We start from the raw sequence: 14,006 nt of genomic DNA, 5'->3' as shown, positions 1-14,006 counted from the left end.
TTCACAGGCCGGGCGCCACTGATCGCAGGAGATCATGGCGTACGGCGGCACCGCACCCACACGACTCACTGCGGAATCCCGCATGCGGCGCGAATGCGTCCGTCTCGAAGAGGAGAGGGGATGTGGAGTATCACCCTTCGGCGATGATGACCTCCAGCCCACACGACCTCAAAGCCTCAACCGCGGCATCGTCGGCACGCGCGTCCGTCACCAGAGCATTGATCGCGTCCGCCCGGGCGACGTGCGCCAATCCCCGCTTCCCCAGTTTCGAGTGGTCACCGAGCGCGATCACTGCACGAGAGGCCGCGATGATCGCAGTCTTCGTCTCCGCCTCGATCGCATTCATCGAGGACAAGCCGTCGACGTCGATGGCGCTCACGCCGATGAACGCGACATCGACACGAGACAAGCCGATCTGACGATTCGCATCGGGACCGACGGTCGCGAGGGTGCGCGCACGCAGCTGCCCTCCGACGAGGGTCACCTCGAGCCCTTCGGCGACGAGCTCGAGTGCGATCTCCGGACTGTTCGTGAGGAAGACGAGGCCGCGGCGTTCGCGCAGAAGGAGGCCGAGCTGCGCGACAGTCGTGCTCGCTTCGAGAAAGACGCTGTGCACCTCGGGGGAGACGAAACTCAACGCGGTTCGAGCGATCTCCGCCTTTTCGCCGCGACGGTGCGCCTTCTCACCGAGGACGTGCGGATCATCCGCTCCGCCCGCAGGGGCGAGAATCCCTCCGTGCACCCGCTCCACGACCCCCTCCTTCGCAAGCGCGGCCAGGTCGCGGTGAATCGTCGCCGCGGAAACACCCAGCGTCGCACACAGCTGCGCAACGGAGGCACTGCCGCTCTCCTGAACCATTCTCAGGATCGTTTTCCTGCGTTCGGCACCCACGAGACCCTGCTTACCCATGGCATTCACCCCTTCCGTCGCCCTGTCGACCGCACGCGTTCGACACGATGCACCGTCCCCTCGGACCAGGCATCCCCGAGTCGTACATCCTCGTCACCCGACAGGTCTGCGGGGAGGGAGGCTTCCCGTTCGCTCTCGAGAGCGCGTATCTCCCACCAGCAGTGTCCGAGATGGTCGTGCTCATGATCCGCGGAGAACCCGGCCTCCTCGAGGGCGGGTTCGATCCACGCCGCGCAGTGCGAACAATAGTCGATGCCGAACCCCAGTCCGTTGCGCAGAAGGAATCCCTTGGAAGGACAGGCGTACATGTCGATCCGCATGACCTCCTCGCCGTCGACGACATGACGCCCCGAGGTCCATCCCGCCCCTTCGGAGGCCAGAGTTCGCCCCCAGTAGCGCTCCATCCCGTCGAAACCGTCCGCGAAGGCCTCGCGAGCGTGCCGCTGCGAGTCCTTTGACACGGCTTCCAACCAGTATTCCTCCAAGCCCTCGTCTCCGAGTTGCTCCTTCAGCCAGGCGAAGGTCCAGGCGTAGTGACCGCAGAAATCATAGGTTCCCAGCATCGTCCGTCTCCATCACACAGGGCCTGATCTCCATGAGATCCTGGTCGGCGGCACCGGCCGCGACGCCGAACCACTGGCGGCACGAACCGTTCCCCCCTTCGAGTCGGACTGCGAGCCCCGCACAACGAGCCGCGGCGTTCATGACCACGTAGCAGTGATGGCAGTAGGTCTCGATGGGAGCGCGACCGGAGGCGCGCAGATGAGCGAGGGCGGGGCAGGTGCGCACCTCGACTTCGACCGATTCCGGGTGCCGCTCGACGATGACATCCGCGCCCGGTTCAACCTCGAAAGAACGACGCATGTACTCGGCCACGGCATCGAGACCACCCTCGCGCCACCGCATCCACACCGGGCTCATCCAGTCTCGCCCGAGATCCTCCCAGTAACGATGCAGGCCCTCCTCGGCGAAGGTCCGCTGGATGTGGGCGAAAGTCGCGTTGATGCAGAAGTAGAAGTCTGCCGCCCCTTTTTCTTTGGTATCCGTGAACGGAAGAATGTCGTTCATACAATCTCCCTCGTTCGATCAGTTTCAATCATAACATTTCACAAAATGAGAGACAAGAAGCACAGCCCGCTCACATGACGGAGCCGCCCCCACCCGGATGAGAGAAGACTGACCGACGCTCGGATCCACGGACGTCACGCATCGCAGGGGCGCACCTCCCCGCCCTGCGCAGGTTGAAGCCGGGAAAGGATATGCCATCGACGCCCCGAACTGAGCCGCCCTGCACGCGAGCGGCTCGTCTCCCGCTTCCGGTCACTCGGCAGCGGACAGATGAACGCGGGGAACCCTCTCCCCTAGGCGCGTCACGATTTCATAGTTGATCGTTCCGGCGGCTTGCGCCCACTCGTCTGCGCTCGGCGCCCCCCGGTCGGGGTCGCCGAAGAGGGTCGCGGTATCGCCGACCCGCGCGGGGGGCCGCCCCGATCGTGCGCTCGGCGCCCCCGGCTCGCCCTCGGCGGGACCGAGATCGACGATAAACTGATCCATGCAGATCCGACCGACGACCCGGGTCGTGATCGCCTTTCGCCCTTCGACGAGGACCGGCGCCCCATTCGATCCTGCGCGCAGGATCCCATCGGCGTAGCCCAGGGGGACCAGGCCGAGCCAGCGCCTGCCCGGGGCGCGCCAGGTGCCCCCGTAGGAGGCGGGGGCGCCGTCCTCGACGACCTTGACCGAGGTGAGCGGCGCCCGGAGGGTCATCGCGGGACGCAGGCCGAGCGCCGCGCCACGCGCGGTGAGCGGATCCGGGCTCAAGCCGTACATGCCGATGCCCGCGCGCACCATGTCGTAGTGGGCCTCCGGATGCCAGAGGATGCCGGAGGTCGCCGACAGATGACGGATCCGCGGTTCGATCCCCGCATCTGCGAGGCTCCTGAGCCCCTGCTCGAAGACCTCCACCTGCGCGGCGGTGGATGCGCGCCCATCCTCGCTCAGGTCGTCCCCGCGCGACAAGTGGCTCCACGCTCCGACGACCTCGATCAATCCGTCCTCTTCGGCCATACGGACTGCGGCGACGAGGGCGGGGAGGTCCGCCCGCGTGGAACCGGCGCGCGACATCCCAGTGTCGATCTTCACGTGGATCCGGGCGCGGATCCCCGTGGCGCGGGCTGCCGCGCAGATCTCGGCGAGGACCCAGGTCCATGAGACCGACAGGTCGATGCCCGCTTCGAGGGCGCCCGCCCAGTCGGCGCCACTCGGCGCGACCCACGCGAGGATCGGGGCGGCGCTCCGGTCGATGCCAGCGGCGTCCAGGCCCTCGCGCAGTGCGCGCGCCTCGGCGAGCTGAGCGACGCCCAGCCAGGTGGCGTCCGCCTGTAGGGCGGCCATTGCGACGGGCAGGAGGCCGTGCCCGTAGGCGTCGGCCTTGACGACCGCCATCTGCGCGACCCCGGGGGCGAAGGAGCGCAATACTTCCAGGTTCTCGGCGATCGCGCCGAGGTCGACGATCACCCGGCCCGGGGAGAGCGGGTCCTGCGAGGTTTGGAGCATCACGAGTCTCAGTATCTCACCGGGTCCGCTCTCCCCGCGGATTCGGCCAGGAGGCGAGCGAGCACCGAGGGCAGTGTGCGTGCGATGTCGAGGGCGCCGATCGGGCCGCCGAGGGGGCCGTGGGCGCGAGCGGCATCCGCCCCGGCGAGCGCATGGATCATGGCTCCCGCCGCGATGAGCGCGTCGAAGTCCCGGCCCGGCAGCCCCCGTTCCCGATCGGCCTTCCACCCCGCTGCAAGGCCCGCGAGGAATCCGGCGAGGACGTCTCCGGCTCCTGCGACCCCGGTCCAAGCCGACCCCCGGGGCGCGACGAGCACCCGGGAATCCGGGGTGGCGAGCAGGGTCGTGGCCCCTTTGAGAAGAACGCGGGCGCCGCTGGCCTGCGCGAGGGCGCGGGCCGCTTCGGCGGGATGCTCCTCCACCCGCCATCGCGGCGCCGCCCGGCCGAGTGCTCCGAGCAGGGCGGCTGCCTCACCGGCATGCGGAGTGAGAACCGTAAACTCGCCGATCCCCTCGTCGCGCAGGTCCGGCACCAGCTCCAAGCCGCCCGCATCGATGATGAGCGGCAACTCCGAGGAGGCGGCGAATCCGGCGAGTTCTCGGGCCGCCTGCCGGGTGTCCTCATCCATTCCCGGCCCGACGAGGCCCGCCTGGATCCGTCCGCCCCTCGTGACGACTCCCGGGGCGGCCGCGAGCGCCAGGTCCGCAACCCGGGTCGGCGCGTCCAGGCGGACCATGCCCGGTCCTGCGCCCTGCGCGCCGAGAACCGCCAGGACACCCGCACCGGGGTAGGTCTGCGAGCCCGCGACGAGTCCGACGACTCCCCGCGTGTACTTGTGATCGTCGGGGCCGGGCACGCGGATGAGCCCCGAAACGTCGGCCTCCTCCATGAGGATGACCCGGCTGCGCCCCATGTCGAGTCCGAGCCCGTGCACGCGTACCCGACCGGCCGCCCGAGAAGCGGGCGGCAGTGCGAGAACCGACTTCATCGCCCCCATCGTGACGGTGCGTTCGGCTTTCAGAAGCGGCCCCTCAACCTCGCCGTCGTCGCCCAGCTGACCTGAGGGCACATCGATCGCCACGACGCGCGCGCCCCGCTCGGAACGGATGCCCTCCAACTCGCACAGTCGCGAGGCGAGGGGCTCGCGAAGGCCGCCCACGAGGCCCGTCCCGCAGATCCCGTCGATCCAGATCGGGGCGTCCAGAGCCTCCGCGAGTTCACGGGAGGAGCCCAGCGGCTCGTCCTCCGCCGGGAGATGAGCGGGCAGGCACACGACCCCCTGCTCCTCGGCGGCCGCGCGAGCCCGCTCGTGGACGCGAGGGCTCAAGCAGACGGCTACGCACGGCACCCCCTGTTCGGCGAGGAAAGAGGCCGCATACAGCGCGTCGCCTCCGTTGTCCCCTCCGCCGACAAGTGCGCAGACCCTCGGGCCCGCCTCCCCGTCCGGGGATGCCGGGGGATTCCCGGCGAGCAAGTCCCTCACTTCGTCGGCCACCGCGCGGGAGGCCGAGCGCATGAGACGATCCGGATCGCCCTCGGCGTGCGCGGCCCGCACCCGGCGGGCCTCAGCCTCGCGAACTTCAGCGCGGATGAATGCGGGAATCATACTGCGATCATCCCACCTTCCCGGGGTTTCTTCCTCTCCGCCCCTCCCGGCGAAGGCATCCCCTCACCCTGCCATCCCCTCACCGCAGCCGAGCCGCGCGATCTTAGGCGGGGTCGAGGCTCTTCGCGAAGCCCGCGAGCACCGCACCGCAGATGACGAGCGCCACTCCCAGAATCGTCCATTGCATCTCCTTGCGGGTTCGGGACTCCCCGAGCAGGAGGATTCCGGCCGGAGTGGAGATGAGGATACCGAGCTGGGACAGCGTGAAACCCGTTGCAACTCCGACGCGGTCGGCGCTGACCTGCAGGATGAGAACGGCGCATCCCCACATCATGCCCGGGATCACCTGACGCAGCGTGCGCGCGGACCGTCGGGTGTCCGCAGGACCGTCCCAGGGCGTGAAGCGCGGAGCGGTGAGGATGAGCGCAACCGTCATGTAGCCGAGCGCCTGCGGCAGGAGCGCCGTGCGTCCGTCGATCCCGAACCACTGGACGAGCAGCAGGTAGGCGACCAATCCGATCGTCGAGGTGGCCAGGAGACGAATGCCGCGCGGCCAATCGAGTCCGTCGGCCGACTCCGACTTCTCATGCCGTGAGGCCAGCCAGACTCCGAGCGCGAGGGCGACGATCGCGCCCGCGCCGAAGAGCGAGGACGCCCCCTGACGCCACTCGCCGAAGAGGAGCACTCCGCCCAGGGACATCGACACGAGCTGAAGGCCGGTCGACGTCGGCATCGTCCGCGAGACCCCGAGGACACGCAGGCACACGGTCTGGTCGAACAGGCCCCAGCCGAGCAGGAGACCGGAGGCGTAGGCGATCGCGAAGGACTGAGGAGTCCAGGTCACCCCGAGGAAGGGGGTTGCGATGAGCGAGGTGAGGAATCCTCCCGTCATGAGGCCGAGGATCCGTTGCCGGTCATCACCCCCGAGGACGACGAGGAGGACGCTCATCGTCCCGAGGATCAACGAGGGGCTGAGTGCGAGGAGGAAGTCGGCCACGGCGTAAGGGTAGTACCTCGCGCCGCCCCTCCCCGCCGCGCGCCCCGTGCCCCTCCCCCATCGGGGGCCTCCGTCCCCCTCGGGCGAGCGCGCTGCCTCGACCTTGACCGTCCTCGTCCCCCGAGCGCGAAGCGGCCTCCCCGCATCGGAGTGGGGAGGCCACCGACGTCGGAGGGCGCCTACTCGACCGTCACGGATTTTGCGAGATTGCGAGGCTGGTCAACATCCAGCCCCTTCGCAATCGCGAGCTCGCAAGCGAAGATCTGCAGTGGCACGACCGCGAGCAGCGGCGCGTACAAGGTCGGGATCGGCGGCACACGGAAGACAACCTCGGCGAAGGCGTCCACCGACGTATCCCCTTCTTCGGCGATGACGATCGTCCTCGCACCGCGAGCGCGGACCTCCTGAATATTCGCGAGGACCTTGTTATGCAGTTCGGGGCGGCGCGGAGTCGGCACAATGATAATGACCGGCTGGCCCTCATCGACGAGGGCGATGGGACCGTGCTTGAGCTCGCCCGCAGCGAAACCCTCCGCGTGAATGTAGCAGATCTCTTTGAGTTTCAAAGCGCCTTCGAGGGCGACCGGGAAACCGACATGACGGCCGAGATAGATGACCGAGGTCGTGTCCGCCATCGCGCGCGCGAACTCGCGCACCGCCTCACCCCGGTCGAGGACCTCTTGGATCTTCGCCGGTGCTTCGAAGAGCTTGTCCATGTAGTCGGCGATCTCCTCGGCGTACTTGTTTCCGCGAACCTGCGCAAGGTAAAGGCCGAGGATGTAGCAGGCCGTCACCTGTGAAGTGAAGGCTTTCGTCGAGGCGACCGCGATCTCCGGGCCGGCGTGGGTGAGAAGAACCGCGTCGGACTCGCGCGAGATCGTCGAGCCTGGGGTGTTGACGATTGCGACGACTTTCGCGCCCTGTTCGCGCGCATGGCGGATCGCCTGAATCGTGTCCATGGTTTCACCCGATTGGGAGATCGCGACGACCAGGGTCTTCTCCGTGACGACGGGGTCGCGGTAGCGGAACTCGGAGGAGAGTTCGACCTCGACGGGGATGCGGCACCAGTGTTCAATCGCGTAGCGCGCAACCTGTCCCGCGTAGGAGGCGGTGCCGCAGCCGATCATGACGATTTTGTCGACTCCACGCAGAACATGCTCGGGGATGCGAACTTCATCGAGGGCGAGGTGCCCATGAGAATCGAGACGATCAGCGAGGGTGTCGGCGACACCTCGGGGCTGTTCGTGGATCTCCTTCTCCATGAAGGTCGCCCAGCCGCCCTTCGTCGCACGATCAGAAGCGAAATCGATTTCGAACTCCTTGTGCGGCATGACCGAAGCGTCGTGACCGATGATCGTCACCCCCTTCGCGGTCACAAGAACCTGCTGGTCCTGATCGATCTCAAGTGCACGCGAAGTGTGCTCGACGAAGGCGAGGACATCGGAGCCGAGGAAGTTCTCGTCCTGGCCTAGTCCCACGACGAGGGGCGAGGACCGACGGGCTGCGACGATCGCGCCCGGGGCATCAGCACACAGTGCGAGAAGAGTGAAAGTCCCCTCCAGGTCCTCGGTCACTCGGCGCATCGCCGCCACGAGCCTGCGCGCGGCCTGGAGCTCTTCGCCCTCGAGCCCTTCGGCTGGCCCTTCCCAAGGCTCAAGGTCTTCAGAGTCGAAGGCGCGTTGAAGGAGGTGGACGACAACCTCGGTGTCCGTATCGGAGGAGAAGTGAGCCCCCTGGGATGCCAGTTTCGCGCGCAGGGAGTCGGCGTTCTCGATGATGCCGTTGTGCACCAGGGAGAAGCGGTGATCCGGCGTCGAATGGGGGTGGGCGTTCTGAACGGTCGGCCGTCCGTGAGTGGCCCAACGGGTGTGCCCGATCGCCGCGATCGCGGGCGCAGGATCAGCAGCTTCCAAGGCGTCAGCAAGGTTCGAGAGTTTACCGACCGCTCGGACGACCTCGACGCTTTCGGAGGTCTCAAGGGCGATGCCCGCCGAGTCATATCCACGGTATTCGAGGCGCGCAAGGCCTCCCATGACGACCTCACGCGAACGCTGCGAAGCCTGAGAAGCGATATGTCCAACGATTCCACACATAGACACCATTCCAACATGCGCACCCCACAAACGCCTACCTACAAGAGCCCTCGCGGATGCCAGTCGCGCCACATCCAACACCAGTCTCGCCACATCCAACAAGGCCCCTGCCTTGGGCGTCCCACATGATGGCGCCCCTCTTGAAGCCCGAGTGCACGGAGGATAGCTTCGGCCTCAATGGTCACTCGACAACTATTCAACGCAGATTCTCATCGTCCCCTCATCGTCACGGGAGCTCTCATCGTTGTCCTCTTACTCGCCGTTTTCGGCGGATATAGCTACGGTGCACAGTCCGGCTGGTGGGGGCAGTCAACGCGTCTCAAAGCCCTCGCCGAAGATCCGATCGTCGGCGAGATCGTCGCAGGCCACGCCCGGCTCAGCTTCGAAATCCCCGAGGCCGCCGGCCCCCTCGCCAAGTCGAAACCTGAAGTCGTCAGCGCCTGCTATTCCCTCGAAGGCAGCTCAGCCCCGCAGGTCCACGACGACATCGTCCGCGCCGCTCAAGCCCTCGGATTCCAGGTCGACCAGGCAGCGAGCGATTCACAGATCACAGTCCTCAAACGCCAAGGCGCCTCCACCGAACAGAAAACGACCCTCGTCATCGACGAACACCCGCTCGACGCTCCCGGCAGCATCACCGAACCCTGCGTGAGTGTCCGAATCTTCCATTCCTGAACGCACCAAGCCACCGATCACACGAAGGAGACCCCGTGAGATTACGTTCACTCATCGCTGCATCTGGAATCCTCGGGCTCGCAGTCGGCACGCTCACCGCCCCTCCCGCCCTCGGAGACGAGGTCAATCTCCGTCTCAACGCGGTCGTGATCGGCGACTCCTACTCAGCCGGGAACGGCGCGGGCGCCTACGAGCCGGGAACCGAGAAGACGACTTACCGCTCAACCCGCAATTGGGCGCGCGTCTACACATCGTGGCTCAACGGACACGGCATCCACACGACTCTGACGAATCTCGCCGCCTCCGGTTCGGTGACCGCGAACGTCCTCAATGAGCAGATCCCTCAGATCTCGAAAGAGACGGATCTCGTCATGCTCACCATCGGGGGCAACGACCTCGAGTTCTCGACGATCGTGTCGGACTGCTTCGCCGCAGGCATTCGCAGCCGAGAAGCTTGCGTTGAGGCTCTCGACAATGCCGAAGAGGGGCTCGACACGGCGATCGCCAACACTCGGACGATCTTCGAGAAGGTCAATGAAAAGATCGGCGACAACGGCCACATGATCCTCCTCGCCTATCCGCTTCTCGCCACGACCCGGCAATACGAGCTCGCCAGCTGTGAAGAGTGGTGGCTCGTCTTCGCTACCCCGACGTGCGTGAGGTGGGAGAGCACCGAGATCGGCAGCCGCGTCCGCGAACTCGGCAACCTCGCCACACACAAGCAGAAGGAACTCGTCGACTCGTGGAACGCCTCTCACGCAATGAAGGTCTCCTACATCGACTCCGTACCAAGCGCCTTCGCCGGTCATGAACCCGATCCTTCAGCCCTGCACCGCAACCCCGCGCGCTGGATCAACGAGTTCTTCGAAACGGAGGGCATCGAATCGGACGGTTCGACGACATCAAGTTGGACGATCGATCGCAATCACTTCTACCACCCGAACATCACAGGGCATCAGATGATGGCACGCGAGATCCAGGAAAACATCGGTGTCTCCTTCTCCGCAGAGCCAATCAATCCGGGCTCCGGCGACATTGACGTCGTCTTCGTTGTGGACGCAACGGGCTCAATGACGGACGACATTGATGCCGTCCGTTCGAATGTCTCGGGTATCTTGACCAAACTCGCGTCCGTCACGGACAGCTACCGCGTTGCACTCGTCACATACAAGGACTTTAGCGATTCGGGGGGTGACCCCGGTGATTATCCGTCCCAGGTCAACCTCGACTTCACGACGGACGCGGATGCTCTGCGCTCTGCGCTCGGCAATCTTGAGGTGACCGGTGGAGGTGACTGGCCGGAAACCGTGTACTCCGGCGTCACCTCGGCGCTCAATCTCAGCTGGCGCTCTGGTGTGCGTAAGATCGCGATCGTCCTCGGTGATGCGCCGGCAAAAGAACCCGAGCCGCACACCGGCCATGACGCTCACTCGGTAGCTGTTCACGCGCTCGAAGTGGATCCCGTCGAGGTTTACGCCATCGACACGGGCTCTCTCACGTCCCCCTTCAGCAACGTCCAGGACCTTGTTGACGAAACCGGCGGTTCGACTTTCCTCCTCGATTCGAGCTCCGATATCCCCACGCTCATCACAGAAGCCATGACGACAGCTCTGAGTAAGCCCTTCGGGTGGCTTCAGGGTCCGATCATCGGGGAGGTTGGAGAAACACTCGAGTTCGACGCCCGTGGCTCCTACGCAATCGGGAGTGTTTTGACGAGCTATGAATGGGACTTCGACTCGGACGGCGTCATTGACGAAACGACGACGAGCGGTCTGGTCGAGCATGCCTTCGCTGCCCCCTTCACTGGCACGGCGAGCGTCACGGTGAAAGATGCCCTCGGCGCAATGAGCCGGGGCTCGGCTCCTATTTCGGTCACTATCCCGCCCGAGCCCGAGCCTGAGCCTGAGATTCCCGAGGACAAGCCCGGCGTCCTCGAACTCCTCGACGGAGCGCCCCTACCCACGCCCGGTGACGGCCCACAATCCGGCGTCCCCTCGGACCCGCAATCCGGCGTCCCCTCGGACCCGCAGTCGGGAGAGCCCGCGCCAACGCCGAGCGAGACGGTGACGACTCCGCCTGAGGCCCCGACCCCCACGAAGACGGGCACTATCGCTCGGACGGGCGCCACGAGTGATTCTGTCGGCACTCTTGCACTCGCCTTCGCTGCGCTCGGTGCACTCGCCATCGGATTCGTGCGAGTAAGTCGCCGGAGTTGAGGCGCGACGGGTGTCGGTGCGGGACAATGCCTACGTGACTTGCACCGACACCCACGAGTTCAGCCCCTTCGTCCGCTTCGAGCGCGAAGAATGGGATCGTCTCGTCGAAAGGACACCCCTTCCCCTCACGCAAGAAGACATTACGCGCATTGCCTCCCTCGGCGACCCGATCGATATGAGCGAAGTCGATGCGATCTACCGTCCACTCACAGCTCTCCTGCAGTTGTACGTTGATGGGCGCCGCCGCACAGCCAAGGAGCGCCGCGCCTTCCTGGGCGAGACCGGTGAGATTCATACGCCCTTCGTCATCGGTATTGCGGGCTCCGTCGCGGTTGGCAAATCCACGGTCGCCCGCCTCCTCCAACTCCTCTTGCAACGCTGGGCACACACCCCCAGGGTCGACCTCGTCACCACGGATGGTTTCCTCTACCCGAATAAGGTCCTCGACAAGAAGGGGATTCTCGCGCGCAAGGGATTCCCCGAGTCCTACGATCGAGCCGCCCTCATCGACTTCCTCGCGGCAGTGAAATCGGGGGCTCCCGAACTTGCGGTTCCCGTCTACAGCCACATCGTTTATGACATTGTCGAGGGCGAGAAGCTACGCATCCAACAGCCTGACATTCTCATCGTTGAAGGCCTGAACGTCCTCCAGCCTCCCCGCGTCGTGCCGGGCTGTGTGAGCGTGGCCGTCTCGGACTACTTCGACTTCTCCATCTACGTTGATGCTTCCGAGGAGAACATCGAGCAGTGGTACGTGGATCGTTTCCTCGAACTGCGCAAGACCGCGTTCTCGAAGGCGGATTCTTTCTTCAAGACCTACGCGAACCTGTCCAATGAAGAGGCCGAGGCGACGGCCCGGATGATCTGGGCGGCGATCAACCTGCCGAATCTTCGTGAAAACATTTCTGCGACGCGCAAGCGGGCGACAATGATCTTCAGGAAAGACTCCTCGCACCGCGTCGAGTCGCTTCTGCTGCGCAGGGATTGAGCGCAAGGCTTAAGCTCTGCGCCTGTACTGCGCACCCCTTCACAAGTGGAGGGGTGCACAAACCCGCCAAAATCACAACCAAGACCAGCCGCAACGAGCCCCTTCACCAAGACTCCGTTGGAACCACCACTAGAACCTAGCAGGGATGACGAGGCGGAGTATGCCTCCAAAGGCCGCCAGGCCATGCCCCTTTTCCCAAGTGGAGGGGATAACGGATTCTGGAGGGGTTATTGCCCCTCCACTTGCCGTCATTCCCTCCACTCAGGAATTAGGCCCGGCCAATATGCGCGCCAATCCCATCACTCAAGCAGCGGGACACTCACACCCCGCCCTTAGAACGCCAGCCTGTCCCCAAAGCACCAGCCTGTCTCTTAGAGGGCGAGATTGTCCTTCACGACCTCGGCGAGACGCCCAGCGACCTCATCGGCCTGCTCCTGGGTCGCGGCCTCAACCATGACTCGGACGAGGGGCTCAGTGCCGGAGGGACGCAGGAGGACCCTTCCGCTCTTACCGAGTTCAGCCTCAGCCTCCTCCACTGCTTTTTGCACAGCAGCGTTCGTACCTGCGCAGGCCTTGTCAACGCCCTTAACATTCACAAGAGTCTGGGGAAGGCGCTGAACAATGGAGGCGAGCTCCGCCAAGGACTTGCCTGTGCGCTTCATCCGCGCCGCGATACGCAGCGAAGTGAGGACCCCATCTCCAGTGGTCGCGTGGATCGTGTCAATGACATGGCCCGACTGTTCACCGCCAAGGGTGTAGCCGCCCTGAAGCATGCGCTCGAGGACGTAACGGTCACCGACGCCGGTCTGGACGATACGGATGCCGTGCTCCTTCATCGCCAAGAGCAACCCCAGGTTCGACATGACTGTAACGACCAGGGTGTCGGAACCGAGAGTGCCATCGGCTTTCATCCCCAGCGCGAGGAGGCCCATGATCTGATCGCCGTCAACGAGTTTTCCTTCAGCGTCGACCGCGAGGCAACGATCCGCATCACCGTCATAAGCGACGCCCATATCCGCATGAACGGCGACAACATACTTTTGGAGCTGCTCAGGATGGGTCGAGCCGCAGTACGCGTTGATGTTGAGACCGTCGGGTGAAGCGTTGATGACGATGACCTCAGCGCCCGCGGCTCGCAGCGCGGCCGGTCCGACGTGGCTCGCCGCTCCATTGGAGGCGTCAACGACGATCCGTAGTCCCGAAAGGTCGGTCCCAACCGAATCAACGAGGTGGTTGATGTAGTTCTGATCTGCGACAGTCTCGCCTTTGATGACGCGACCCACTGCAGCGCCCGTGGGGAGCTGTTCGACTTTGCCGAGGAGAGCCTCGATCTGATCTTCGAGTGCATCGTCGAGCTTGTAGCCCCCGCGGCCGAAGAACTTGATGCCGTTGTCCTGGAAAGGATTGTGGGATGCGGAGATGACGACGCCGAGGTCAATGTTTTGAGTGGCGGTGAGATGCGCAATCGCGGGGGTCGGGAGGACACCGACGCGAGTGACATCGACGCCCGAGGACGCGAGGCCCGCACTGATCGCGTGGTCGAGGAATTCGCCCGAGGCGCGGGTGTCGCGTCCGACAACGGCACGAGGACGACCTGTGCGTGAGAGCTGCGAGGCGGGGATGTCCTTCGTGAGGACTCGTGCGGCGGCCTGGCCAAGTTGGACTGCGAGCTCGGGGGTGAGGAGTTCATTCGCAAGTCCGCGTACTCCATCGGTTCCAAACATCCGTGTCACGATGAGGCTCCTTGGGCTACTGGAAGGAAAACGTGTACCTCCGTCAGTGTACTCATAGGGTTCTTGGCTCTTCGTGCGGCTCAGCGCGTCGCCTCAAAGCCGAAGGGTTATAGGACAAAATGTGTTGGTCGGGTCTAGTCCCAGTCGGTGCGGTAGGGGCTGTGGTGGTGGAGTTCATGCCAGGCGATGGCGTCTCCCCATTGGGGGATGATGCCGGCGGCGGGGTGGTCG

Annotated in this window: 11 protein-coding genes; 3 read left to right on the top strand and 8 right to left on the bottom strand. The window is 65.0% G+C overall.

Going from position 1 to position 14,006, the window contains the following annotated elements; all coding sequences use genetic code 11:
* Positions 1 to 130: 130 nt before the first annotated feature.
* The 7 genes from JFX23_RS01355 to glmS form a co-directional block, all read right to left on the bottom strand.
* On the bottom strand, positions 131 to 910 hold the full coding sequence (locus JFX23_RS01355) for a DeoR/GlpR family DNA-binding transcription regulator (RefSeq protein ID WP_005962198.1): 780 nt from the start codon (positions 908 to 910) through the stop codon (positions 131 to 133).
* 5 nt (positions 911 to 915) lie between these two features.
* Positions 916 to 1,473: a hypothetical protein gene (locus JFX23_RS01350; RefSeq protein ID WP_198775332.1), complete on the bottom strand. Its 558-nt coding sequence runs from the start codon at positions 1,471 to 1,473 to the stop codon at positions 916 to 918.
* Positions 1,457 to 1,978 (bottom strand): hypothetical protein, encoded by a 522-nt coding sequence (locus JFX23_RS01345; protein ID WP_198775330.1) that lies wholly within the window; start codon positions 1,976 to 1,978, stop codon positions 1,457 to 1,459. The genes JFX23_RS01350 and JFX23_RS01345 overlap by 17 nt, the downstream gene beginning before the upstream one ends.
* A gap of 252 nt (positions 1,979 to 2,230) precedes the next feature.
* On the bottom strand, positions 2,231 to 3,466 hold the full coding sequence (alr, locus tag JFX23_RS01340) for an alanine racemase (protein WP_198775328.1): 1,236 nt from the start codon (positions 3,464 to 3,466) through the stop codon (positions 2,231 to 2,233).
* An 8-nt stretch (positions 3,467 to 3,474) separates the two neighbouring features.
* Positions 3,475 to 5,073: a bifunctional ADP-dependent NAD(P)H-hydrate dehydratase/NAD(P)H-hydrate epimerase gene (locus JFX23_RS01335; protein WP_198775326.1), complete on the bottom strand. Its 1,599-nt coding sequence runs from the start codon at positions 5,071 to 5,073 to the stop codon at positions 3,475 to 3,477.
* Between the two features lie 103 nt (positions 5,074 to 5,176).
* Positions 5,177 to 6,070 (bottom strand): GRP family sugar transporter, encoded by an 894-nt coding sequence (locus JFX23_RS01330; protein ID WP_198775324.1) that lies wholly within the window; start codon positions 6,068 to 6,070, stop codon positions 5,177 to 5,179.
* Positions 6,071 to 6,249: 179 nt separating this feature from the next.
* A complete protein-coding gene (gene glmS / locus JFX23_RS01325) occupies positions 6,250 to 8,163 on the bottom strand; it encodes a glutamine--fructose-6-phosphate transaminase (isomerizing) (RefSeq protein WP_198775322.1) in 1,914 nt (637 codons plus the stop codon).
* A 177-nt stretch (positions 8,164 to 8,340) separates the two neighbouring features.
* Here glmS and JFX23_RS01320 point away from each other — a divergent pair, with 177 nt between their 5' ends.
* From JFX23_RS01320 to coaA, 3 genes are read left to right on the top strand one after another with little or no spacing between them, the layout of a single operon-like run.
* On the top strand, positions 8,341 to 8,838 hold the full coding sequence (locus tag JFX23_RS01320) for a hypothetical protein (RefSeq protein WP_198775320.1): 498 nt from the start codon (positions 8,341 to 8,343) through the stop codon (positions 8,836 to 8,838).
* 35 nt (positions 8,839 to 8,873) lie between these two features.
* Positions 8,874 to 11,054, top strand: a complete 2,181-nt coding sequence (locus JFX23_RS01315; protein ID WP_198775319.1) for an SGNH/GDSL hydrolase family protein — start codon at positions 8,874 to 8,876, stop codon at positions 11,052 to 11,054.
* Between the two features lie 34 nt (positions 11,055 to 11,088).
* Positions 11,089 to 12,042 (top strand): type I pantothenate kinase, encoded by a 954-nt coding sequence (gene coaA / locus JFX23_RS01310; protein WP_198775317.1) that lies wholly within the window; start codon positions 11,089 to 11,091, stop codon positions 12,040 to 12,042.
* A 371-nt stretch (positions 12,043 to 12,413) separates the two neighbouring features.
* Here coaA and glmM read toward each other — a convergent pair whose 3' ends face one another.
* On the bottom strand, positions 12,414 to 13,775 hold the full coding sequence (gene glmM, locus JFX23_RS01305) for a phosphoglucosamine mutase (protein ID WP_198775315.1): 1,362 nt from the start codon (positions 13,773 to 13,775) through the stop codon (positions 12,414 to 12,416).
* Positions 13,776 to 14,006 lie beyond the last annotated feature (231 nt).

The organism is Schaalia cardiffensis (assembly GCF_016405145.1).
Lineage (GTDB): Bacteria > Actinomycetota > Actinomycetes > Actinomycetales > Actinomycetaceae > Pauljensenia > Pauljensenia cardiffensis.
The sequence above is the reverse complement of the archived record's forward strand: the minus strand, read 5'-3'. Positions and strand labels throughout refer to the sequence as shown.

Bases quoted from the DNA above. Each gene is read 5' to 3' on its own strand.
- JFX23_RS01355 (WP_005962198.1), bottom strand. From the start codon at position 910: ATGGGTAAGCAGGGTCTCGTGGGTGCCGAACGCAGGAAAACGATCCTG.
- JFX23_RS01350 (WP_198775332.1), bottom strand. From the start codon at position 1,473: ATGCTGGGAACCTATGATTTCTGCGGTCACTACGCCTGGACCTTCGCC.
- JFX23_RS01345 (WP_198775330.1), bottom strand. From the start codon at position 1,978: ATGAACGACATTCTTCCGTTCACGGATACCAAAGAAAAAGGGGCGGCA.
- alr (WP_198775328.1), bottom strand. From the start codon at position 3,466: ATGCTCCAAACCTCGCAGGACCCGCTCTCCCCGGGCCGGGTGATCGTC.
- JFX23_RS01335 (WP_198775326.1), bottom strand. From the start codon at position 5,073: ATGATTCCCGCATTCATCCGCGCTGAAGTTCGCGAGGCTGAGGCCCGC.
- glmS (WP_198775322.1), bottom strand. From the start codon at position 8,163: ATGTGTGGAATCGTTGGACATATCGCTTCTCAGGCTTCGCAGCGTTCG.
- JFX23_RS01320 (WP_198775320.1), top strand. From the start codon at position 8,341: ATGGTCACTCGACAACTATTCAACGCAGATTCTCATCGTCCCCTCATC.